Here is a 21,985-nt window from a genome sequence, read left to right as displayed (position 1 = left end):
CGTCCCTGTTCGGAGTTCTGTGATGGTTGACATTCTGAGAGAGCCGGTGATCGGACGGAGCGTCTGGACGGCGGCCGACATCGGCGCCGAGGACTCCTACGCCCGGAGGTTCACCGAGGACGACCTCCAGGAGTTCGACCGGGCGCTGGCCGGCGTCCGGGAGAAGTCCGCGCCGGAGCTGTCCAAGCGCGACTTCCCGCTGCCGTCGTTCTCGGCGAAGGTCCGCGACGTCCTGGACGAGCTCGAGCACGGCACCGGTTTCGTCCTGCTGCGCGGCCTGCCGATCCACGACCGCTACAGCGTCGAGGACGCCGCCAAGATCTACTGGGCGATCGGCCTGCACCTGGGCGAACTCGTCCCGCAGAACCGCAGGGGCGAGCTGGTCGGGCACATCCGGAACCTCGGTGCCAAGGGCCACAACACGCGCGGGTACGCGACCGCCTCGGCCGCCGCGTTCCACACCGACCAGACCGACATCGTCGGGCTGATGTGCCTGCGCCCGGCGCGCAGCGGGGGGATCAGCCTGGTCGCCAGCTCGCCGGCGCTCTACAACATCGTCCTGGACGAGCACCCAGAGTGGCTCGACGTCCTCTACAAGCGGTTCCCGACCGACTGGGTCAGCGAGGAGCCGCCCGGCAGCCCGGGCTGGTACTACTCCCGGCTCTACTCCTACGTGGACGGGCTGCTGTCGTCGGCGTACCGCACCGGCCGGATCCTCAGCGCGACCCGGTTCCCGGACGTCCCGCGCCTCAGCGCCCGCGAGGTGGCGTGCCTGCTGTTCCTCGACGAGATCCCGACCCGGCCGGGCGTCGCGCTGGACATGACGCTGGAGGTCGGCGACATCCAGTTCGTCAACAACTTCGTGACCCTGCACAGCCGGACCGGCTTCGTGGACGACCCAGGCGACCCGGCGTTCCAGCGGCACCTGTTGCGGCTGTGGGTCAGCCGCCCCGACACCGGACGGGTCGTGTGCCCCGAATACCACTACTGGCGCAGCGGCATCTCCCGCCTGGAATGGGCGCGGTCCGCATGAGCGCCGAGATGCGGAGCCGGCCGGTGAGCGGCCCGAGCGTGTGGACGGCCGCCGACTTCGAGTCCGGCGAGCCGTATGTCCGGCGTCTCACCGACGCGGAAGTGGACGCGCTCGGTCAGGAGGCCCCCGGCCCCGCCGAACTGATCGCCGAACTGATCGCCGAACTGATCGCGGAACTGGTGGACGGGCTGGAGAACGGGATCGGGTACGCCGTCCTGCGCGGCCTGCCGCTCGGGACGCAGTACACGCCCGAGCAGGCGTCCCGGATCCACCGGGCGATCGCCGGGCGCGTCGGCGAGATCGTCCCGCAGAACCGGGACGGCGATCTGGTGAGCGTCCTGGAGGACGCCCACCACCCCGCCCAGCGCGGCGGGACCTACGCCAGCAAGGCCGGCGCGCCCTTCCACACCGATCCCACCGACGTCGTGAGCTACCTCTGCCTGGCCCCGGCGAGGAGCGGCGGCGCGCGGGTGGTGGCCAGCGCCGCGACGGTCTACAACACGCTGGTCCGCGAGCATCCGGAATGGCTCGACCTGGTCTACCGGGAGTACGCCACCGACTGGGAGGGCCAGCAGCCGGACGGCGAGCCCGGCTGGTCCCCGCGGCCGATCTTCTCCGCCGCGGGCGGCGCGCTGACCTGCTCGCTCGCGACCAAGCGGATCGTGAGCGCGATGCGGTTCGAGGACGTCCCGCGGCTCGGCGCCGAGGAGATGACCTGCCTGATGTACCTGGACTCGCTGCTGCGGCGTCCGGGGACCGCCGTCCACGTGGACCTGCGGGCCGGCGACTTGGAGTTCGTCAACAACCACACGGTGATCCACTCGCGGACGGGATTCGTGGACGACCCGTCCGACCCCGGACGGCAGCGCCGCCTGCAGCGCCTGTGGATCAGCCGGGGCGCCGAGGGGCGCCCGCTGGTCCCGGCGCTCCGGCGATGGCGGGACGGCCTGTCATGATGACCCCGGGCAAGGGTGCGGAGGAGGCCGTCCACGCGGCGGAGTCTGCGCTGCGCGCGGCCGGGCTGTCGCTCTCCGAGGACGAGACCGTCCGGCTCGCCGCCGGCTACGACGCGCTGCGCGCGAAGGCGGACGCGCTGTCGGCCCTCGGCTTGCACGACGACCCGCCGATCGACCCCGTCGCCATGACGCGGACCTCCGCGCTGCCAGGCGAAGGCGCGCGCCCATGACGCCCCCGGCCCTGCCGCTCACCATCGAGGACGCCGCCGCGGCCCTGCGCACCGGCACCGTGACCTCGACGGCCCTGACCCGGATGGTGCTCGACCGCATCGCCCGGCTCGACCCAGCGCTGGGCGCCTACGTCACCGTCACCGAGGACGAGGCCCTCGCCGCGGCGGCGGGCGCCGACGCCGACTTCGCGCGCGGACGCGACAGGTCGCCGCTCCAGGGCGTCCCGCTGGTGGTCAAGGACCTCATCGCCACCCGGGACGCGCCGACGCGCGCCAACAGCGAGGTCCTCTCCCCCGGCTGGGGCGACGGCGCCGACGCACCGGCGGTGGCGCGGCTGCGGGAGGCGGGGAGCGTCCTGCTCGGCAAGTCGACGACGAACGAGTTCGCGTGCGGCCTGCCCGACCGCACGGCCCGCTTCCCGTTCCCGCGCAACCCGTGGAACGCCGAGCACACGCCGATGGGCTCCAGCTCGGGAACGGCGATCGCGGTCAGCGCCGGGCTCGCCCTCGGCGGGCTGGGCACCGACACCGGCGGCTCGGTGCGCGGCCCCGCCGCGGCGAACGGCTGCACCGGGCTGAAGGTCACCTTCGGGCGGGTGCCGAAGAACGGCGTCGTCCCGTGCGCGTTCACCCTCGACACCGTCGGCCCGATGGCCCGCAGCGCCTACGACTGCGCGCTGATCCTCGACGCGATCGCCGGCGACGACCCCGGCGACCCGTACTCCTCGCCCGTCCCGCCCGACCGCTATGCCGAAGGCGCGCGCGGCGGCGGGGTCGAGGGGCTGCGCGTCGGGGTGCCGACCCGGTACTTCCTGGACTCGCCGCTGCTGGACGGCGAAGTCCGCACCGCCGTGCTGCGTGCCGCCGACGAGCTGGCAGACGCGGGCGCGACGCTCACCTACGTCGTCGTGCCGCACGCGCAGGAGGCGAACGACGCCAACAACATCACGTTCCTCTCCGAGGCGTTCGCCTACCACCGGACGAACCTGGCCGGCAGGTGGGGTGACTACGGGAGGACGACCCGCGAGCTGCTCGCGCGGGCGGCGTTCTTCACCGGCGCCGACTACGTCCAGGCGCAGCGGGTCCGGGCGCTGTTCCGGCGGGGCCTGGCGGACGTCTTCGCCAAGGTCGACGTGCTCCTCACGCCGGTGTCGTTCACGGCCGCCGCGCCGATCGCGTCGGCGGACCTGGCCGCGGCGCTGCTCCGGCCGGGCTTCCACGGCCCGTGGAACGCCTCCGGGCTGCCCGCGGCCGCCGTTCCCTGCGGGTTCACCGAGGCGGGGCTGCCGCTGTCGTTCCAGGTGGTCGGACGGCCGTTCGCCGAGAGCACGGTGCTGCGCGTCGCCGATGCCTACCAGCGCCGCACCGACTGGCATCTGAAAGTGCCGCCCGCCGCACGCGACGGCATCGCCCGCCCGGACGCCGCTCACCAGAAGGACGTGCACCGGGACGCCGCTCACCACAGGGGTGCACACCGGGGGTTCACAGGGTCTTCGCCCACCCCACAAAAAGGAGCAGGATGACATGTCTTCCCAACGAACGCACGCGCGCGGCGGCAGGCGGGACCGGCGGGGTCCGATAGCGGCGGCGCTCGCGGTCGCCGTGGCCGTCGCGACCGTCACGGCCGCCTGCGGTTCGGACTCCGACCCGGGCGGCGGCGGCTCGGACACCCTGGTCATCGCCGGCTGGGGCGGGTCGTTCACCGCCGCGAACAAGGAGTTCTTCTACGACCAGTTCCAGAAGGACACCGGGATCAAGGTGACCATCGCCACGCCCGGCGGCGGCTTCGCGGCCAAGGTCGCCGCGCAGCGCGCCGGCAACAACATCGAGTGGGACCTGCTGGAGGCGCCCGGCGGCGACACCTCGAAGCTCGTCCTGGACGGCAACCTGGAGAAGCTGCCCGACACGCTGGTCAAGGAGATCACGCCGCTCGTGGCCGACGGCGCGATCCGGCCGGGGCCGTCGGAGCCGTACTACCTCGACCACGGCGGGACGGTGAACCTGATCGGCTGCAACACCAAGCTGGTCAAGAAGTGCCCGACGAACCCGCGCGAGTTCTGGGACGTGAAGAACTTCCCGGGCACGCGGGGCATCACGGCGAACAACCCCATCTTCACCAGCCTGTTCGCGCTGGCGGGCGACGGCGTCCAGCCGGCGCAGTACTTCCCGGTCGACGTGGACCGGGCCATGAACGCGCTCAAGCGGATCAAGCCGAACGTGCAGGTCTGGTCGACGAGCCCCGCGCAGATGCAGCAGGCCGTCGTGGACGGCGAGGTCGCGATCATGCAGGCGCCCAACACCGTCCTGGTCTCGGCGATGAAGCAGGTCCCGGAGCTGAAGCTGCACTGGGACGGCGGCCTGCTCTTCGACGAGGGCTGGTGCGTGCCGAAGGGCGCGAAGAACAAGGAGGCCGCGTTCAAGTTCATCAAGTGGTACGCCGAGCACCGCGAGGCCCAGGCCAAGTTCACGGAGAAGATCTACAGCGGCACCGGCGGGCGCGACATGCAGAAGTACCTGTCGGCTGAGGTGATCAAGAACCTGCCCATCAACAAGACCGGCGTCACCCTCGTCGACGGCACGGCGGGAGCCAAGCAGCAGCAGGAACTCGGAAAGGCGCTGCGCGAGATCCTCGTCGGCTGAAAAGCGGCGTGCCGGCGGCCGCGCGGCCAGGCCGCCGGCACGCTTCCGGCGACAGGCCGCCGGCATGCTCCCGGCGAGCACGCACGGCGAGCAGGGATGGGAGATGACCAGGAGATGAGCACATGCTTCGGATGACCCGCCGAACACGCAGAAGGGGCTGGCAGTCCACGTTCTCCGGCCTGACCGGGCTGGGGCTGATCGCGCCCTTCCTCGTCGCCGCCGGCGTGTTCATCGTCTACCCGTTCGTCGAGCTGCTGCGGACGGCGTTCGGCGAGCCCAACGGGTTCGGGAACGTCGGCGACTTCTTCCAGAGCCCGGCCGCGCGCCGGACGCTGTGGACGACCTGCCTCACCTCGCTGATCGTCACGGTGATCGTCGTGGCGGCCGGCGCGGTGCTGGCCTGGTCGCTGCGGACGACCAAGAGCCGGCTGACCCGGATGGTGATCGCGCTCGCGGTGTTCATGCCGCTGTGGATGGGGGCGGTGATGAAGATCTACGTCTTCACCGTCCTGCTGGAGCGCTTCGGGGTCGTCAACCGGACCCTGACGTCGATAGGCGTCATCGACGAGCCGATGCAGCTGCTGCGCACCCAGTTCGCGGTCGTGGCGGGGATGACCTACCAGATGCTGCCGTACGCGGTGCTGCCGCTGTACGCGGTCTACGTCACCATCGACCTGAACCTCATCCAGGCCGCGGAGAGCATGGGCGCCTCGCGGGTGCGGGCGCTGCGGGACGTGGTGGCGCCGCTGGCACTGCCCGGCCTGCTGGCCTCGACGGTGATCGTCTACGTGATCTGCGTCGGGTACTACCTGACGCCGGTCCTGCTCGGCGGCGCCACGGCGCCGTTCACGGCGAGCCTCATCGCCGACGACATCTTCAACCTGTTCGAACCGGCGCAGGCTGCGGTCGCCTCGGTGCTGCTGCTGGTCGTCGCCGGCCTGGTCATCCTCGGCGGGCTCCGCCTGGTGGGCCGGGAGCGGCTGCGGAGGGCGCTGGGATGACGATCGAGACCCTGACCTCGCACGCCCCGCCCGAGACCGCGCCGCGGGCCGTCCGCGACACGGCCGGGCGCCGGGCCCTCACCCGCGGCGTGCAGGCGACCGACCTGGTGGTGCGCGCGCTCGCGGTGCTGTTCCTCGGCGTGCCGATCCTGTGCGTCGTCGTGCTGTCGTTCTCCAACGCCGAGGTGCTGCAGTTTCCGCCGGAGGAGTGGGGGCTGCGGCAGTACCGGTCGTTCCTCGGCTCGGACACCTGGATCGACGCGATGGTGCTGTCGTTCAAGCTGGCCACCGTGTCGGCGGCGATCTCGCTGCTGATCGGCGTCCCGGCGGTGTTCGCGCTGCACCGGTCGCGGCTGCCGCTGAAGGGGCTGCTCCAGGCCGTCGGGCTGAGCCCGCTCGTGATCCCGGGTGTCGCCTACGCGGTGGCGCTCTACACCCTGTTCGTCCAGTTCAGGCTGACCAGCAACATGGTGGCGCTGGTGCTGACGTACGCGGTGCACGGGCTGCCGTTCGTCCTGCTGATCCTCGGCTCGGCGATGGCCAGGCTCCCGGCGGAGACGGAGCTGGTCGCGATGACGCTCGGCGCGTCACGGCCGCGCGCCATGGTCGGGATCACCCTGCGGCAGCTGCTGCCCGCGATCGGCGCGTCCTACATCTTCGCGTTCATCACCAGCTTCGACGAGGCGGTGCTCATCAACTTCCTCGGCGGCCCCGGGACGGTGACGCTCCCGAAGGCCATCTTCGACAACGTCAAGACGGGACTCGATCCGAACATCACCGCGATCGCGACCCTGCTCATGGCGGGCACCGGCGTCGTCGGCTCGCTCGCATTTCTGCTGCGGAGGAAGGTATGAACGTCAGGGCACGGAAGGAACCGCGGCAGGCGGCGGAGGCCGAGCCGGGTCCCGGCCCCGCCGCGCCGCCCGCCCCCGCCGGGACGGAGGCCGGGCTCGAACTGCGCGGGCTCGTCAAGCGCTTCGGCGGAACGGAGGCGCTGCGGGGCATCGACCTCGTCGCCGACCGCGGCAACTTCGTCACCGTCCTCGGGCCGAGCGGCTCGGGGAAGACCACGATCCTGCGCGTCGTCGCGGGCTTCCTCGCGCCCGACGAGGGCGAGGTGCTCATCGACGGCCGCGACGTCACCCGGATGCCTCCGGCGGCGCGCGAGATCGGCATGGTGTTCCAGAACTACGCGCTGTTCCCGCACATGACGGCCGCGGACAACATCGCCTACGGCCTCAAGATGCGCCGCTTTCCGAAGGCCGACCGCGACCGGCGGGTGGCCGAGATGCTGGAGCTGGTCGGCCTGGGCGAGCTGGGCGGACGGCTCCCGCGCGAGTTGTCGGGCGGGCAGCAGCAGCGCGTCGCCGTCGCCCGCGCGCTGGCGTTCCGTCCGCAGCTCCTGCTGATGGACGAGCCGCTCGGCGCCCTCGACCGCGAACTCCGCATGCGCATGGCGGTGGAGCTGCGCCGCCTCCACAAGGAGGCGGGCGCGACGACCGTCTACGTCACGCACGACCGCGAGGAGGCGCTGACGCTCTCGGACTGGATCGTCATCATGCACGACGGCCGCATCGACGCGGTCGGCACCGCCGAGGAGCTCTACACCCGTCCGCGCAACGCCTTCGTCGCGAGCTTCTTCGGCGGCCACAACATCGCCGAAGCCACCCTGGCCGGGCTCGACGGCGACAAGGCGCGCGTCGGGTTCGCCGGGTGCGACATGGAGGTCATGTGCGGGCAGCCGCTGGAGCCGTCCGCCGAACGGGTCGGCCTCAGCATCCCCGAGGAGGCGCTGAGCCTGACGCCGTCAGGACCGGCCCCGGCCCGGCTTGAGCTGCACGTCCTCGACGACCTGTACCTGGGCAACGGCGTGCGCGTCACGCTGCGCACCGGCGAGGGCGTCACGTTGCGCGCCACCCTGGCGCGCGACGCCCGCGAGTCGATCCGGCACGGCGGCACGCTGACGGCCTACCTCGACACGACGCAGGTGGCGGCGGTGCCCCATGAGCGATAGCGGGCGGACGTATCGCCAGCCCGCGCTGGACGACCTGCTGAACCCGAAGAGCGTCGTGATCGTCGGGCTGTCGCCGCGGCCCGGCTCGACCGGCCGCCGGATCCTCGGCAACCTCCGGCGGGCGGGCTTCGGCGGCGCGGTCCACGGCGTCCACCCCGGCGGCCGGGACGTCGACGGCGTCGCCGTGCACCGGACGCTCGCCGACGTGCCGGACACCCCGTCCGTGGCGCTGGTCTGCACGCCGGGCGACACCGTGCCCGCGCTGGTCGAGGAGGCCGGCGAGAAGGGCTGCCGGGGCGTGGTCGTCTACGCCTCGGGGTTCGAGGAGACCGCCGGCGGCGCGGCGCGGGCCGCCCGCCTGCGGGAGCTGGCCGGACGGTACGGCATGAGCCTGGTCGGGCCGAACTGCCTGGGCGTGTTCAACCCCGGCCGGGCCCTGTGGCTGACCGGCACCGACTTCGGCGCGGACCTGCCCGCAGGGCCGGTGGCGGTCGTATCCCAGTCGGGGTCGGGATGCATCCTGCTGGCGGGCTCGGGACGGCTGGGATTCTCCTACGTCGTCTCCAGCGGCAACGAGACCGTGACCGGGCTGGCCGACTACCTGGACTATCTCGTCCAGGACCCGTCCACCCGGGCGGTCGGCCTCGTGGTCGAGGGCATCAGCGACGCGGGCGGCGTCATGGCGGCCGTCCGGAAGGGGCATGACAACCGGGTCGCGGTGGTGGCCCTGAAGGTTGGGCGGACGGAGCTGGGCGCACGCAACGTCGCGTCCCACACCGGCGCGATCGCCGGGGACGCGCGCGCCTACGAGGCGTTCTGCCGCCGCGCCGGGATCGTGACGGTGGACGACTTCGACGAGCTGACCGAAGCGCTGGTCGGCCTGTCGACGTTGCAGACCGCCCCGGCGGGTGACCGCGTCGCGTTCGTCGGGCTGTCCGGCGGCGAGATCGGGCTGGTCGCCGACGTCGCCGTCGACGGTGACGTGCGGCTCGCGGAGCTGTCGGCGGGCACCCGCGAAGAACTCGCGCGGATCCTGCCCGACTTCGCCACGATCGCCAACCCCCTCGACGGCACCGGCCAGCTCGTCGGCGAACCGGAGCGGTTCGGACGCCTCGCGGCGGCCGTCGCGGACGATCCGGGGGTCGATCTCCTCACCGTCGTCCTGGACGCGCCGCCGTCGCTGGGCGATCGGCTGGCCACGTCCTACACCCGGCTGCTGGCGACGCTGCCGGGCGTCCGGCAGCGCTCCGGCACGCCGGTCATAGTGCTGTCGAACTACGGCGGCGGCCTGCACCCGTTCGCCGCCGACGCGCTGGCCGGCTCGGACATCCCCGTCGTGCACGGCACCCGCGCCGGCATGGCCGCGATCGCCGCCGTCACCGCCGCGAGCACGCACCGGGCCCGCGCCGCCGACGAGGGGGAACGGGACGAACCCCGGACGGCCTCCTCGCAGGCCGTGCGGCGGGCACTCGATGCGTCGCCGTCCAGGCAGGTTTCAGGCGAGGCGCTGGAGGAGCTGGCTGAGCAGTACGGGCTGGCCTTGCCGCGGCGGGCCGCCGCGGGCTCCGCGGACGAGGCGGTCGCGGCGGCCGAGGCGATCGGCTTCCCGGTCGTGCTCAAGACCGCGTCGCCGAGAGTCGTGCACAAGAGCGACGTCGGTGGAGTCGCGGTCGGACTCTCCACGGCTTCGCAGGTGCGCGACGCGTACGAGACCGTCGCGTCGTCCGTGGCGCGGCATCTCGGCGAACCGGCGCCGCTGGTCGTGGTGGAGGAGATGGTCACCGGCGGCGTGGAGGCGTTCGTCGGGTGCGGGCTCGACCCGGTGTTCGGGCAGGTCCTCGCGCTGGGAGTCGGCGGGACGCTCGTCGAGCTCCAGCCCGACCCGGCGCTGGCGCTGCCGCCGGTGTCGCCGGAGGAGGTACGCGCGCTGATCGCCGGGACGCCGCTGGCGCGCCTGTTCGCCGGGTATCGCGGCTCGCCGCCGTCCGACGCCGACGCGTTCGCCGACCTCGTCCTGCGCGTCGCGCAGCTCGCCGCCGACCTGCACGAAACCGCGGTGGAGATCGACCTCAACCCGGTCGCCGTGCTGCCGCGCGGGCAGGGTGTGCGCGTGCTCGACCTCCGGATCGTCCAACCGCCCCAAGCACGTTAGGAACGTTCCGTCATGGACTACGAGACCATCCTCTACGAGGTGGACGACGCCGTCGCCACCATCACCCTCAACCGGCCCGAGGTCATGAACGCGCTGTCGTCCGACCTTGAGCGGGAACTGCACGACGCCCTGCGCCACGCGGGAGCCGACCCGGACGTCCGCGCGATCGTCCTGACCGGGGCGGGGCGGGCGTTCTGCTCCGGCTACGACATGGCGGCCGTGGACGGCGCGTCCGACCCCGCGTCCCGCTACCCGGCGGACGTCATCGGCGGCTGGTACGAGCGCAGCCAGGTGGAGCTCGACCACCTCAGGGAGATCTGGAGCCTGCCCAAGCCGGTGATCGCGGCGGTCAACGGCTGGTGCATGGGCGGCGGGTTCTGGTACGCCCTCGCCTGCGACATCACCATCGCGTCCGGCGCCGCCGTCTTCGCCCAGCCCGAGGTGCGGATGACGTCCAGCTCCATCTTCCTGTTCGCGGCGCTGTGCGGGTGGAAGAACGCCAACCGGTACGCGCTGACCGGCGACCACTTCGACGCCGCCGAGGCGCTGCGCATCGGCGTGGTCAACGAGGTCGTCGAACCCGGCGACCTGCTGCCCGCCGCCCGGCGGCTGGGCCGGCGCATCGCGCAGGTGCCCGCCGCGTCGGTGCGGCTGAACAAGGCCATCACCATGCAGGGCCTGCGCGCGGCCGGCATCGACAGCGGCCTGCTGCTCAACGGCGCGCTCAACGCGATGGCCCACTCGTCCTACGGGCCGGAGCGCGAGCGGCTCAACGCGGCGAAGGCCGAGGGCGGCCTGCGGGCCTTCCTCGGCGCCCGCGACGACCCGTTCCGGCCCGAGCCGTTCGGGCCGCGGTCCGCCGGGGCGGGCGAGTAGGTGGCAGCCCACGTGAGCGAAGGAGAAGCGATGCCGGGACCGCGGACGGTCAGAGCACCCCACGGGGTCGAGCCGACCTGCGAGGGCTGGGCGCAGGAGGCGGCCCTGCGGATGCTCATGAACAACCTCGACCCGGACGTCGCCGAACGTCCCGACGACCTCGTCGTCTACGGCGGCAACGGCCGCGCCGCGCGGTCCTGGCGGGACTTCGACGCGATCGTCGCGACGCTGCGCCGCCTGGCCGGCGACGAGACGATGCTGGTGCAGTCGGGCCGTCCGGTGGCCGTGTTCCGCACGCACGAGTGGGCGCCGCGGGTGCTGATCTCCAACGCGATGATCGTCCCGGAGTGGGCGACGCTGGAGGAGTTCCGCCGCCTCGAGGACGCCGGGCTGACGATGTTCGGCCAGATGACCGCCGGGTCGTGGGCCTACATCGGGTCGCAGGGCATCCTGCAGAGCACGTTCGAGACGTTCGCGGCGGTGGCGTCCAAGCGCTTCGGCGGGACCCTGGCCGGCACGCTGACCGTCACCGCCGGGCTCGGCGGCATGGGCGGCGCGCAGCCGCTCGCGATCACCATGAACGGCGGCGCGGTCCTCTGCGTGGAGGTCGACCAGGCGAAGATCGACCGGCGGATGCGGCTCGGCTACCTCGACGTCCGGGCCGACGATCTCGATCACGCCCTGGCCCTGGTGCTGGCGGCCCGGGACGAGCGGCGCGCCCTCTCGGTCGGGCTCCGCGGCAACGCCGCCGAGGTCCTGCCCGAGATCGTCGCGCGGGACGTCCCCGTCGACATCGCCACCGACCAGACCTCGGCCCACGACCCGCTCCTGTACGCCGTGCCCGGCATGTCGCAGGAGGAGGCCGACGACCTGCGCGCCCGCGACACGCGGACCTACGTGCTGCGCGCCCGCGCCAGCATGGCCGACCACGTCAAGGCGCTGTGCGCGCTGCTCGACCGCGGCGCAGAGGTGTTCGAGTACGGCAACGGGCTCCGCGTGGAGGCCGATCTCGGCGGCTTCAAACGGGCGCTCGACTACCCCGGCTTCATCGTCGCCTACATCCGCCCGCTGTTCTGCGAGGCGAAGGGGCACTGCCGCTGGATCGCGCTGTCCGGCGACCCGGACGACATCGCCGTGATCGACGCGGCGATGCTGGACGAGTTCGCCGACAACGCGTCCGTGACGCGGTGGCTGCGGCTGGCGGCGAAGCACGTCCGCGTGCAGGGGCTCCCGGCCCGCACCTGCATGCTCGGCTACGGGGAGCGCGCCCGCGCGGGACGGGTCATCAACGACCTCGTCCGCGACGGGAAGGTCAGCGCGCCCGTCGCGATCGGGCGCGAGCACCTCGACTCCGGGTCGGTCGCGTCCCCCTACCGGGAGACCGAGGCGATGATCGACGGCAGCGACGCCATCGCCGACTGGCCGGTGCTGAACGCGCTGCTCAACGCGTCCAGCGGCGCGACGTGGGTGGGCGTGCAGCACGGCGGCGGCACGGGCGTCGGCCGGTCGGTCCACACCGGGATGGTGGTGGTCGCCGACGGGACGCCGCTCGCCGCGCTGCGCGTCGAGCGGGTGATGACCAACGACCCCGGCAGCGGCGTGGTGCGCCATGCCGACGCCGGCTACGAGCGCGCGGTCGAGTTCGCCGCCGAGCAGGGCATCTGGATGCCGAGCCTGGACGCCGCCGCGTCCCGGAACGGCGAGGCCGCGGCGCCCCGGAACGGCGACGCCGCAAGGGAGGGGACCCCATGGACGCCGCGCCCCTGAGCGACATCCGCGTACTGGAGTTCGGCCACTACATCGCCGGGCCGTTCTGCAGCCAGATCCTGGCCGACCAGGGCGCCGACGTGATCAAGGTGGAGCCGCCGGAGGGCGACGCCAGCCGGGGCACCGAGTCCCTGTCGTACAACGACGTCTACTTCCACGCGCTGAACCGCAACAAGCGCAGCGTCATGATCGACCTGAAGTCCGACGCGGGCCAGGAGGCGCTGGTCAGGCTGCTGCGCTCGGCGGACGTGGTGGTCACCAACTACGCCGTCGGCATCCCCGAACGCCTCGGCTTCGGCTACGCGCGGGCCCGGGACGTCAACCCGCGGCTGGTCTACGTCCACGCCAGCGGGTTCGGCAACGACAGCCCGTACGCGAAGCGGCCCGCCTTCGACGGCATCATCCAGGCGATGTCGGGCCTGGTGCACCTGACCGGCGAGCCCGACGGGACGCCGATGCAGGCGGGCCTGTTCGTGCCCGACCACGTCACCGGCCTCTACGCCGCGCTCGCGGTGATGTTCGGCCTCAGCCGGCGGGCGGCCACCGCCGAGGGCTCGTTCACCGACCTGAGCATGCTCGACAGCATGATGTCGCTGCTGGGCCCGTGCCTGGCGGAGGCGGTCCAGCTCGGCGCGAGCCCGATGCGGGTCGGCAGCAAGGTGCGGCGCTCCTACGCGGGCACCTACACCGCGGCCGACGGCCACGTGTACCTCGCGCCGATGACCCTGCGGATGTGGACGGCGCTCGCCGGCGTGCTGGACGCGCCGGAGCTACTGCCGTACTTCGCCGCGCCGGCCGCCGACACCCGGCTGGACCACCGCGACGAGCTGGACCGCGTCATCGAGGCGTGGACCGGCGCGCGTCCGGCGGCCGAGGTCGTCGCGCGGATGGGCGACGTCGGCGTGCCCTGCAGCCCGATCTTCAGCGTGGACGTCCTGGCGGCCGACCCGCACGTCCGGCACCGCCGGATGGTGCGGTCGATCCCGCTGGAGAGCGGGGTCGGCGAGGTGATCGTCCCCGGTTCGCCGCTGCCGGTGGTCGACTCGGCGTTCGCCGCCGGGCCCCCTTCGATAGGCCAGCACACCAAGGAGATCCTCGGCACCGCCCCGGACGCCGCGTCCCGTCCGGCCTGAGCCGCCTGTCCGTCAGGGCGCGCGGTGGGCGGCGGGGCGAGTGCCGTTCATGTGGGTAGACGTCAAGCATGATCTCTTACGGCGTGCAGTCGTACGTAGCGGTGCTCGCGCTTCTGGGTCTGCTGGCAGCCGTGGTCACCGCCGTGTACGCGCTGTCGTTCGTCTACGCGCCGCCGGGCGCCCTCGGCACCGGACCGTTCCTGTCGGGCGAACGTCCCCGGGAGCATGCGGTGTCGCGCTTTCACGTGCGCTGGTACGTCGTGACCATGGTCTTCCTGGCCTTCGACATGGAGATGGTCTTCATGTACCCGTGGGCGGTGGTGGTCGCCTCGGTCGGGACGAAGGCCGTCGTCGAGATGTTCGCGTTCCTCGCGCTGCTGGTGGTCGGAGTCGTGTACGCGTGGCGCGAGGGGGCCTTCCGATGGGCCTGAGAGCGGGGCTTTTGCGGTTCGCCCACGCGCGTCCCCGCGCCTTCGTCATCACGGCTCCCGGCGCGACGCGGACCAGGTTGCTGGTCGAGGCCGAGCTGGGGCGGCGGGGCGGGCGTCCGGTCCGGTCGCCCGCGGCGGCGGCGATCCTCGTCGTGTGCGGACGTCCCGGCACGGGCCTGGCGGCGGCCGTGGACACGATCTGGGAGGACGTGCCGGGCCCGCGCTCGCTCGTCCGCCTGGACGAAACGGCGTCGGCCGAGAAGGTCGCGGCGGAACTCGACCGCGCGACCCGGGAACTGGAGGACACCTCCGCGCAGTGGGCCGACGCCCTGGCCCGCAAAGATCGCGGACCGTGGTCGCCCGCCGAAGAGGGCGATCATGACGGCCACATGCAGCACGGCGGGCATATGGAGGAGGGTGGGCACGAGCATCACATGGGGGCTCCGTCGGGGCTGGCCATGGCGGGACGGGCGGCGGACCGGGACGGGTTGAAGCTGGACGTCCTGCACATCCCGCTCGGCCCGGCGCTCGCGGACTGGCCTGCCGGGCTCGTGCTCGACCTGAGCGTGCAAGGCGACGTCGTCCAGTCCGCGGAGGCCGCCGTCTTGGACGGCTCGGCGGCCGGGCCGGCCTTCTGGGACGAGCCGTGGCTGCGAGCCGCCGCGGGCGAGCGGGTGACGACCGGGGACGCGGAGCGGCGCAGGGCCGCGAGCCACCTCGACAGCGTCGGACGGCTGCTGGCCGTCGCGGGCTGGGACAGTGCCGCCGACCAGGCTCGCGTCCTGCGCGATCAGCTCATCGCGGGCGAGTCCCAGAGCGAGCTGGCGCCGCGCGTCGGCAGGTTCGTACGCCGTGCTCGCCGGTCGAGGACGTTGCGATGGATGCTCGGCGGTGTCGGCGTCATCGACCCTGAAATGGCCGAGCATCATCTGCCGGACGGGGCGTCCACACGGTATGTCGGGGACGCGTTCGTCCGGCTGGCCGGCCGGCTCGACGCCATCGGCGAAGCCGCGGGACGGCTAGACGATCCCGCACCCTTGCAGGACCCCAATGGCCCGCGAGGCCCGGTGGACGGCCGGGCGAGCGCCGCGGTCGTCGCGATGCTTCCCGAGCTGCTGGAAGGCATGGAACTGGCGGCGGCGAGGTTGACCGTCGCCGGCCTGGATCCCGACCTCGACCAGATCGGCGTCCTGGCGGAGGTCTCCGGTGAGTGAGCCGACGCCCCTCTGGGCGGTCGTCGCGCTTCCCCTCGTGCTGGGTGCCCTGGCCTATTCGGCTGCGGCGATGGACGCGGCGTTCCGGACCGGGGACGGGCTGGTCGCCCCGTTGCGGGAAGGCGTACGGCTGATCGTCCAGCAGCGGCGGCGCACGCACGCGCCGGACGTGCTGCTCGCGCGGATCGGTGTGATCAGCCTCCCCACTGCGGCGCTGCTGGCGGCGACGGTGATCCCGCTCGGTGACGCGAGCGTGTGGGAGCTGCCGGTGAGCGTCGTGTGGTTCAACGCGATGGAGGTCGTGGCCTGGGGTTCGCTCTGGCTGACCGGGTGGGGGGTCAACTCGGCGTTCCCGCTGATCGGCGGCTACCGGTTCGTCGCGCAGGGGCTGGCGTACGAGCTGCCGCACATGTTCGCCCTCATCACCGCCGGTCTCGGGGCCGGTTCGCTCGACTTCGGGGAGGTGGCCGCGGCGCAGGACGGCCTCTGGTTCGCCGTCTGGATGCCGGTCGCGTTCGCCGTCTACCTGCTGTCCGCGCTCGCGATGGCGTTCTGGGGACCGCTGAGCCACCCGGTGGCGGACGATCTCGCGGGCGGCGTCCCGGCCGAGCTGTCGGGTCCGGACCGGCTGCTGTTCTTCGCCGGACGGTTCGCGCTGCTGACCGTGGCGGCCGCGGCCGCGGTGCCGCTGTTCCTGGGCGGCGGCGCGGGGCCGTGGCTGCCGGGATGGGCCTGGTCGCTGATCAAGACGTACGCGGTGCTGGCCCTGCTGGTCTGGGTCCGGGGCCGGTTCCCGGTGCTCAGGATGGACCGGTTCATGACGGCCGCGTGGGTGGTCCTGATCCCGGCCACGCTGCTGCAGGCCCTGGTGGTCGGCATCGTGGTCGTGAACTGAGGAGGTGACATGCAGGCCGTCGCGTTCTGGGTCCTGGCGGTGGGCGCCGTGGGCTTCGGCATCGCCGTCTTCGTCGTGGACTCGATGGCGCGGGCGACGTTCGCGCTGCTGGCCTCGTTCCTGTGCGTCGGCGTCGAGCTGCTGCTGCTCGACCTCGACTACCTGGGCGTCCTGGTGATCCTGATGATGATCATGGAGATGCTGGTGATGGCGGTCTTCATGATCATGTACATGATGAATCCCGGCGGGCTCATGCCGATGACGATGGTGCACAACAACCGGGGAGCCCTCGTCATCTCCGGCACCGTGTTCGCCGCGCTGGTGGCCGGGGTCTTCCTCACGCCCTGGCCGGAGCGGCGCGGCTCAGTGCCCGCCGACCCGACCTTCGCCGTCGGCGAGGCGATCATGGGTCCGAAGATGCTGGCGATGATGGTGATCGGCATCGCCATCCTCGCCACGATGATCGCCTCCGTGGTGCTGGCGACCGACCGGGGACGCTACGACCGGCCACCCGGACGCGGAGGTGGGCGCGCGAAGTGAGTCTCGAAGCCTTTCTCGTTCTGGCCGCCGCACTGTTCTCGGTCGGGCTGTACGGGGCGCTGTCGCAGCAGTCGATCGTGATGCTGATGATGGGGCTCGAACTCATGATCAACGGGCTGCTGGTGGCAGGCGGGGCGTTCTGGTTCTACGTCTCGCCCGGGACGGCGGACGGCCAGGTCCTGGTGCTCGTCGCCGTCACCGTGATGGCGCTGGAGATGGCGATGGGGTTCGCCGTCGTCACCGCGCTGTTCCGGGCGCGCGACGTCGACCTGACCGATGATGCCGGGGATCTCAAAGGATGAGCGGAGCGAACCGGGGGGTGTGGGGGGTCGCCCCCCACAGGAGGCGGGGATGAGCTTTCTGGGCTGGCTGCTGCCTGCGGTGCCGATCGTGACCGGCGTGCTGCTGCTCGGCGGACGGTTCGTCCTCGGGCGCCGCCGGGTCGATCGGTCGGCGCCCGTGATCGCGGTGGGGGCGGCGTTCGTCGCGCTATGCCTGGCGGTCGCGGGGGCGGCGGCCCGTCCGGCCGTGCGGTTCCCGCTGTTCGAGCGGTTGCCCGGCGGTCTGGCGGTGGACGGTCTTTCCGCCGTCCTCGTCCTGACGGTCACCTCGGTCAGCCTCGCCGTCCTGGTGTTCGCCGCCGGTGAGTTCTCCGCGGACGAGTCGCGGGGGCGCTTCTTCGGGCTGATGCTGGTGTTCACCGGGGCGATGCTCGTGACGGTCACCGCCCACGACCTGGCCGTCCTGCTGATGGGCTGGGAGGTCATGGGCGCGATGTCGTACGCGCTCATCGGCTTCTGGTGGCGGGAGCCGAGACGGGTCGGCTCCGCGGACGTCTCCTTCGTCACCACGCGCGCCGGTGACCTCGGCCTGTACTTCGCCGCCGGCGCCGCCCTGATCGGCACCGGATCGCTGAGCCTCGACGGGCTGGCCACCGCCGAGGGCCACTGGCGCGACCTGATCGCGGCCGGTGTCGTCATGGCGGCGTTGGGCAAGTCGGCGCAGCTGCCGTTCTCCTTCTGGCTGTCGCGGGCCATGGACGGCCCGAGCCCGGTCTCCGCGCTCCTGCACTCGGCGACGATGGTGGCGGCCGGGGCGTATCTGCTGCTTCGCCTGGAACCGTTGCTCGACGCCACGGGCTGGGCCGCGTCGCTGGTGGCGTGGGCGGGTGCGCTCACCGCGCTCCTGCTGGGCGCGGTCGCGTTGGCGCAGCGCGACCTGAAACAGTTGCTGGCGGCGTCCACCTGTGCGCAGATCGGGTTCATGGTGCTCGGCGCGGGAGCCGGCACGGTGACCGGAGGCGCCGCGCATCTCGTCGCGCACGCCGCCGTGAAGAGCCTGTTGTTCCTCGGCGCGGGCGCGTGGCTGAGTGCGCTTGGAACCAAGGACCTCGGCGAGCTGCACGGCGCCGCTCGCCGGTACCGGCTGGTCGGAGCCACCTTCGGCGTCGGGATGCTCGCCCTCGCGGGGACGCCGCCGCTGTCGCTCTGGGCCACCAAGGACACGGTCCTCAGCGCCGCTCTGGACGTGTCGCCCCCGCTGTACGCGGTCGGGCTCGCCGCTGCGCTCCTGTCGGCGGGCTATGCGGCACGTGCGCTGTTCGTCGTGACCCGTCCGACCGACGCGGCGACGCGGCATATCGCGCTACTCGAAAAGGTCCCGCTGCCTGTGCTGGCCCTGGGGTCCGCCGCGCTCGGGATCTTCGCGTTGCCCGCGGTGGACGAGGCATGGTCGGACCTCCTCGGCACCGGTCACGGGCCAGGGCCCGGCGCGGCCGAGTTGGCGCTCTCGGGTGGGTTGGCGCTGCTCGTCCTTGCGATGACCTGGGGATTCATGCGGCGCGGCGGCCGAGTCCGGGCGGCCTGGACGGCCCCGGCCCTGCACTGGCTGCATCTCGAACGGCTCGCCGGGCTGCTCGTCGCGCGTCCGGTGTTCGCGCTGGCCACCGCGCTGGCCCGGTTCGACGACCGCGTCATCGACGGAGGCGTGCGCGCGACGGCCGCGACGGGACGTCTCGCCGCCGCGCTCGCCGGCCGCCGGATCGAGATCAGGGTGAACGGGCTCGTCGCCGCCGTCGGCCGCGGCACCCGTCTGCTGGCAGCCCTCGCACGCCGCCCGCAGACCGGGCAGGCGCACACCTACTACGCGCAGGCCGCCGTCCTGCTCGCCGTGCTCATCGTCGTCGTCCTCCTGGTCAGGTGACCGTGCTCTCCGTCGTGATCTTCCTTCCGCTCGCCGTCGCGCTCGGGCTGTACGCGCTCCCCCGGCCCGGCGCCCGCGCGGTGACCTGGACGTGGATCGCCGCGTGCGCCGTCGACCTCGCCCTGGTCGTCGCGATGTGGATCGGGCACGGCACGGACGACGGGATCTCCTACGAGACGAACGTGCGCTGGATCCCGTCCGTCCGGGCCGGTTACCACATCGGGGTCGACGGCCTTTCGCTGCCGCTGCTGGCCCTAACCTCCCTGCTGTTCCTGGCCTGCGCGATCTATTCGCTGCGCCAGGAACGGCAGGTGCGGGCCTTCGCCGCGCTCTTCCTGTTCCTGCAGACGGTGTCCCTCGGCTTGTTCGCGGCCCTGGACCTCCTGCTGTTCTTCGTGTTCTTCGACCTGTCGATCGTCGGGATGTACTTCGTCATCGCCGGGTGGGGGCACGGCGACAGGATGCGGTCGGCGCTGAAGTTCTTCCTCTACACCTTCCTCGGCTCCCTGATCCTGCTGCTGGGGTTCATCGGGCTCTACCTGGGCGCCGAGCCGCACACCTTCGACATGGTGGAACTGACCCGGACGCCGCCGCTGGCCGGGTCGGCGGGGCTCGGCGGGCTCGTCCTGCTGGCGATCGGCGTCGGGCTGGCGATCAAGACGCCGACCGTCCCGTTCCACACCTGGCTGCCGCCCGCGCACACCGACGCGCCCGCCGCGGGGTCGGCGATCCTGGCCGGGATCCTGCTGAAGATGGGCGCGTACGGCTTCGTCCGGATCGCGATGCCGATGCTGCCGGACGCGTGGCGCCGCTACGCCTGGGTCATCATCATCGTGGGCGTGATCAGCGTCCTGTACGGGGCGCTGGTGGCGTACGCGCAGGAAGACCTCAAGCGGCTGATCGCGTACACCTCGGTCAACCACATGGGGTACATCGTCGTGGCGCTCGGCGCCGCCGGCGCGGTCGGCGACCAGGCCGCGCGGCGGCTCGCCGTAACCGGCGCGGTCACCCAGATGGTGAGCCACGGACTGATCACCGGCGCGCTGTTCCTGCTGGCCGGAGTGCTCTACGGCCGGGCCGGCACCTACGACATGGGACGCTTCGGCGGCCTCGCCGCGCGCGCCCCGGTCTTCTCCGCGCTCGTCGCGGTCGGCGCGTTCGCGTCCCTCGGGCTGCCCGGCTTCTCCGGCTTCATCGCCGAGTTCCAGATCTTCACCGGCGTGATCGGCAGCGGCGGCGCCGGGCTCGCGGTCGTCGGCGCGCTGGCGATCGTGGGCATCCTCATCACCGCCGCGCTGTTCCTGCGCCTGCTGCACCGCGCCGTCCTGGGACCGCCGGGCGAGCTGACCGCGCGGGTCACCGACGTCCATCGCAGCGAGCTCGGCGCGATCGTCCCGCTGCTGCTGCTCGCGGTGGTCATCGGGATCGCGCCCCGGTTCCTGCTGGACGTCATCGAACCGGTCTCGGCGACGGTGGTCTCGCTGGTGGCGCGATGATGCGCGAGAACCCGGCGGACCTCCTGCCGGAGCTGCTCGTCCTCGGCGCGGCGGTGATCGGGCTGCTGACCGGGTCGTTCCTGCCGCGGACGCGGCAGTGGATCGTCGGGCTGCTGTGCGCGGCCGGGCTGGTCGCGGGCCTGGTGGCGGCGGCCCTCGCCGCCCGCCGCGCGGACCTGATGACCTTCGACGCGTTCATGCTCGACCCCGTCACCCACGTGACGCGGATCGTCGTCCTGGCGGCGACGCTGCTGGTCATCGTGCTCGCCGCGACCCCGCTGCGCGGTCACCGGCGGGAGAGCGAGTTCTACGTCCTCGTCATGCTGGCGGCGCTCGGCACGATCGCGCTCGGCGCGACGTCCGACCTACTGGTGCTGGTGGCGGCCTACCTGCTGGCCAGCATCCCCGGCTACGCGCTCGCGGGCTTCGGGAAGGACGCGCCGGGCACCGAGGCGGCGCTCAAGTACTTCCTCATGGGCGCGTTCCTGGGCATCCTCATGCTGACCGGCGTCACCCTGCTCTACGGGCTCGGGCGCGGCACGTCCTACGAGATGCTCCGCGCCGAGCTCGGGACGGCCCCGGGCGGAGCGGTCACGGTGGGCGTCGTGCTCCTGCTGGCCGGGCTGCTGTTCAAGGCGGGTGCGGTACCGGCGCACTTCTGGGTGCCGGACGTCACCGAGGGCGCTCCCCCTGTGGTCGCGGCGTTCGTGACGACCGTCCCGAAGATCGGAGCGTTCGCCGCCCTCTTCCGCTTCGCCACCGAGGCGCTGCCACCGGGTGTCGGCGACTGGCCGCTGCTCATCGCGATCATCGCCGCCGCGACCATGACACTCGGCAACCTCGCCGCGTTCGCGCAGGACAACGTCCGGCGGCTGCTCGCCTACTCGACCGTCAGCCAGGCCGGGTACCTGCTGGTCCCGATCGCGGTGGCCGGACGGACCGACCTGGCCGAGCCCGCCCTGCTGTTCTATCTCGCCGCCTACGCCGTCACCAACATCGGCGCGTTCGCCGTGGTCATCGCCGTCGGCCGCGACGAGCTGCCCGCCTACGTCGCGCTGATGCGCCGCTCGCCGCTCCTGGCGTTCTCCCTGGTCATCTGCCTGCTGGGCCTGGTGGGCACCCCACCCGCCGCCGTGTTCGTCGGCAAGCTGCTGATGTTCGGCGCGGCGCTGGACGGACGCTACGCATGGCTCGCGGTCGTCGCGGCCGTCAATTCCGTCGCCAGCGTCTTCTACTACCTGCGCTGGATCGTCCCCGCTTTCGCCAAGGACGCCAAGGACACCGACGACGCCGAGGACGCCGGCGGACGCCTGGATCGCCTCGCCCAAGGAACGGCCTACCTGGCGGCTGCGGGTTCGCTCGTTCTCGGCATCGGAAGCGGCGTCGTCCTCACCATCGGCTGAAC

Annotated in this window: 20 protein-coding genes; all 20 read left to right on the top strand. The window is 72.5% G+C overall.

Going from position 1 to position 21,985, the window contains the following annotated elements:
- Positions 1 to 22: 22 nt before the first annotated feature.
- The 20 genes from ACH35V_RS06705 (at position 23) to ACH35V_RS06610 (ending at position 21,983) form a co-directional block, all read left to right on the top strand.
- The gene (locus ACH35V_RS06705) at positions 23 to 1,033 is read left to right on the top strand and encodes a TauD/TfdA family dioxygenase (RefSeq protein ID WP_395970647.1); all 1,011 of its coding nucleotides are present in this window, start codon (positions 23 to 25) and stop codon (positions 1,031 to 1,033) included.
- Between the two features lie 23 nt (positions 1,034 to 1,056).
- On the top strand, positions 1,057 to 1,989 hold the full coding sequence (locus tag ACH35V_RS06700) for a TauD/TfdA family dioxygenase (RefSeq protein ID WP_395970646.1): 933 nt from the start codon (positions 1,057 to 1,059) through the stop codon (positions 1,987 to 1,989).
- Positions 1,986 to 2,219, top strand: coding sequence for a hypothetical protein (locus ACH35V_RS06695; protein ID WP_395970645.1), 234 nt, complete (start codon positions 1,986 to 1,988; stop codon positions 2,217 to 2,219). Before ACH35V_RS06700 ends, ACH35V_RS06695 begins: the two co-directional genes overlap by 4 nt.
- A complete protein-coding gene (locus ACH35V_RS06690; protein ID WP_395970644.1) occupies positions 2,216 to 3,742 on the top strand; it encodes an amidase in 1,527 nt (508 codons plus the stop codon). The genes ACH35V_RS06695 and ACH35V_RS06690 overlap by 4 nt, the downstream gene beginning before the upstream one ends.
- A 1-nt stretch (position 3,743) precedes the next feature.
- The gene (locus ACH35V_RS06685; RefSeq protein ID WP_395970643.1) at positions 3,744 to 4,859 is read left to right on the top strand and encodes an extracellular solute-binding protein; all 1,116 of its coding nucleotides are present in this window, start codon (positions 3,744 to 3,746) and stop codon (positions 4,857 to 4,859) included.
- Positions 4,860 to 4,981: 122 nt separating this feature from the next.
- A complete protein-coding gene (locus ACH35V_RS06680; RefSeq protein ID WP_395970642.1) occupies positions 4,982 to 5,860 on the top strand; it encodes an ABC transporter permease in 879 nt (292 codons plus the stop codon).
- Positions 5,857 to 6,714, top strand: coding sequence for an ABC transporter permease (locus tag ACH35V_RS06675; RefSeq protein WP_395970641.1), 858 nt, complete (start codon positions 5,857 to 5,859; stop codon positions 6,712 to 6,714). Before ACH35V_RS06680 ends, ACH35V_RS06675 begins: the two co-directional genes overlap by 4 nt.
- The gene (locus ACH35V_RS06670) at positions 6,711 to 7,874 is read left to right on the top strand and encodes an ABC transporter ATP-binding protein (RefSeq protein ID WP_395970640.1); all 1,164 of its coding nucleotides are present in this window, start codon (positions 6,711 to 6,713) and stop codon (positions 7,872 to 7,874) included. Before ACH35V_RS06675 ends, ACH35V_RS06670 begins: the two co-directional genes overlap by 4 nt.
- Complete coding sequence (locus ACH35V_RS06665) at positions 7,864 to 10,026, top strand: acetate--CoA ligase family protein (RefSeq protein WP_395970639.1); 2,163 nt, start codon at positions 7,864 to 7,866, stop codon at positions 10,024 to 10,026. Before ACH35V_RS06670 ends, ACH35V_RS06665 begins: the two co-directional genes overlap by 11 nt.
- 12 nt (positions 10,027 to 10,038) lie before the next feature.
- Positions 10,039 to 10,902 (top strand): enoyl-CoA hydratase/isomerase family protein, encoded by an 864-nt coding sequence (locus tag ACH35V_RS06660; RefSeq protein ID WP_395970638.1) that lies wholly within the window; start codon positions 10,039 to 10,041, stop codon positions 10,900 to 10,902.
- A gap of 30 nt (positions 10,903 to 10,932) precedes the next feature.
- The gene (gene hutU / locus ACH35V_RS06655; protein ID WP_395970637.1) at positions 10,933 to 12,669 is read left to right on the top strand and encodes a urocanate hydratase; all 1,737 of its coding nucleotides are present in this window, start codon (positions 10,933 to 10,935) and stop codon (positions 12,667 to 12,669) included.
- A complete protein-coding gene (locus ACH35V_RS06650; protein WP_395970636.1) occupies positions 12,651 to 13,802 on the top strand; it encodes a CaiB/BaiF CoA transferase family protein in 1,152 nt (383 codons plus the stop codon). Before hutU ends, ACH35V_RS06650 begins: the two co-directional genes overlap by 19 nt.
- Positions 13,803 to 13,870: 68 nt before the next feature.
- A complete protein-coding gene (locus ACH35V_RS06645) occupies positions 13,871 to 14,233 on the top strand; it encodes an NADH-quinone oxidoreductase subunit A (RefSeq protein WP_395970635.1) in 363 nt (120 codons plus the stop codon).
- A complete protein-coding gene (locus tag ACH35V_RS06640; protein ID WP_395970634.1) occupies positions 14,224 to 15,447 on the top strand; it encodes a hypothetical protein in 1,224 nt (407 codons plus the stop codon). Before ACH35V_RS06645 ends, ACH35V_RS06640 begins: the two co-directional genes overlap by 10 nt.
- Entirely contained in the window at positions 15,440 to 16,342 is a 903-nt protein-coding gene (locus ACH35V_RS06635; protein ID WP_395970633.1) for a complex I subunit 1 family protein, read from the top strand. Before ACH35V_RS06640 ends, ACH35V_RS06635 begins: the two co-directional genes overlap by 8 nt.
- A gap of 9 nt (positions 16,343 to 16,351) precedes the next feature.
- A complete protein-coding gene (locus ACH35V_RS06630) occupies positions 16,352 to 16,882 on the top strand; it encodes an NADH-quinone oxidoreductase subunit J (RefSeq protein ID WP_395970632.1) in 531 nt (176 codons plus the stop codon).
- Positions 16,879 to 17,184, top strand: coding sequence for an NADH-quinone oxidoreductase subunit NuoK (gene nuoK, locus ACH35V_RS06625; protein ID WP_395970631.1), 306 nt, complete (start codon positions 16,879 to 16,881; stop codon positions 17,182 to 17,184). The genes ACH35V_RS06630 and nuoK overlap by 4 nt, the downstream gene beginning before the upstream one ends.
- A gap of 49 nt (positions 17,185 to 17,233) precedes the next feature.
- Positions 17,234 to 19,084: an NADH-quinone oxidoreductase subunit L gene (locus ACH35V_RS06620; protein WP_395970630.1), complete on the top strand. Its 1,851-nt coding sequence runs from the start codon at positions 17,234 to 17,236 to the stop codon at positions 19,082 to 19,084.
- Positions 19,081 to 20,580: a NuoM family protein gene (locus tag ACH35V_RS06615; protein ID WP_395970629.1), complete on the top strand. Its 1,500-nt coding sequence runs from the start codon at positions 19,081 to 19,083 to the stop codon at positions 20,578 to 20,580. The genes ACH35V_RS06620 and ACH35V_RS06615 overlap by 4 nt, the downstream gene beginning before the upstream one ends.
- The gene (locus ACH35V_RS06610) at positions 20,577 to 21,983 is read left to right on the top strand and encodes an NADH-quinone oxidoreductase subunit N (RefSeq protein WP_395970628.1); all 1,407 of its coding nucleotides are present in this window, start codon (positions 20,577 to 20,579) and stop codon (positions 21,981 to 21,983) included. Before ACH35V_RS06615 ends, ACH35V_RS06610 begins: the two co-directional genes overlap by 4 nt.
- Positions 21,984 to 21,985 lie beyond the last annotated feature (2 nt).

Source organism: Actinomadura sp. 1N219 (assembly GCF_044326405.1).
GTDB lineage: Bacteria > Actinomycetota > Actinomycetes > Streptosporangiales > Streptosporangiaceae > Spirillospora.
The sequence above is the reverse complement of the archived record's forward strand: the minus strand, read 5'-3'. Positions and strand labels throughout refer to the sequence as shown.

Coding starts and splice junctions, on each gene's coding strand:
- ACH35V_RS06705 (WP_395970647.1), top strand. CDS start 23: ATGGTTGACATTCTGAGAGAGCCGGTGATCGGACGGAGCGTCTGGACG.
- ACH35V_RS06695 (WP_395970645.1), top strand. CDS start 1,986: ATGATGACCCCGGGCAAGGGTGCGGAGGAGGCCGTCCACGCGGCGGAG.
- ACH35V_RS06690 (WP_395970644.1), top strand. CDS start 2,216: ATGACGCCCCCGGCCCTGCCGCTCACCATCGAGGACGCCGCCGCGGCC.
- ACH35V_RS06685 (WP_395970643.1), top strand. CDS start 3,744: ATGTCTTCCCAACGAACGCACGCGCGCGGCGGCAGGCGGGACCGGCGG.
- ACH35V_RS06680 (WP_395970642.1), top strand. CDS start 4,982: ATGCTTCGGATGACCCGCCGAACACGCAGAAGGGGCTGGCAGTCCACG.
- ACH35V_RS06675 (WP_395970641.1), top strand. CDS start 5,857: ATGACGATCGAGACCCTGACCTCGCACGCCCCGCCCGAGACCGCGCCG.
- ACH35V_RS06670 (WP_395970640.1), top strand. CDS start 6,711: ATGAACGTCAGGGCACGGAAGGAACCGCGGCAGGCGGCGGAGGCCGAG.
- ACH35V_RS06665 (WP_395970639.1), top strand. CDS start 7,864: ATGAGCGATAGCGGGCGGACGTATCGCCAGCCCGCGCTGGACGACCTG.
- ACH35V_RS06660 (WP_395970638.1), top strand. CDS start 10,039: ATGGACTACGAGACCATCCTCTACGAGGTGGACGACGCCGTCGCCACC.
- hutU (WP_395970637.1), top strand. CDS start 10,933: ATGCCGGGACCGCGGACGGTCAGAGCACCCCACGGGGTCGAGCCGACC.
- ACH35V_RS06650 (WP_395970636.1), top strand. CDS start 12,651: ATGGACGCCGCGCCCCTGAGCGACATCCGCGTACTGGAGTTCGGCCAC.
- ACH35V_RS06645 (WP_395970635.1), top strand. CDS start 13,871: ATGATCTCTTACGGCGTGCAGTCGTACGTAGCGGTGCTCGCGCTTCTG.
- ACH35V_RS06640 (WP_395970634.1), top strand. CDS start 14,224: ATGGGCCTGAGAGCGGGGCTTTTGCGGTTCGCCCACGCGCGTCCCCGC.
- ACH35V_RS06630 (WP_395970632.1), top strand. CDS start 16,352: ATGCAGGCCGTCGCGTTCTGGGTCCTGGCGGTGGGCGCCGTGGGCTTC.
- ACH35V_RS06620 (WP_395970630.1), top strand. CDS start 17,234: ATGAGCTTTCTGGGCTGGCTGCTGCCTGCGGTGCCGATCGTGACCGGC.
- ACH35V_RS06610 (WP_395970628.1), top strand. CDS start 20,577: ATGATGCGCGAGAACCCGGCGGACCTCCTGCCGGAGCTGCTCGTCCTC.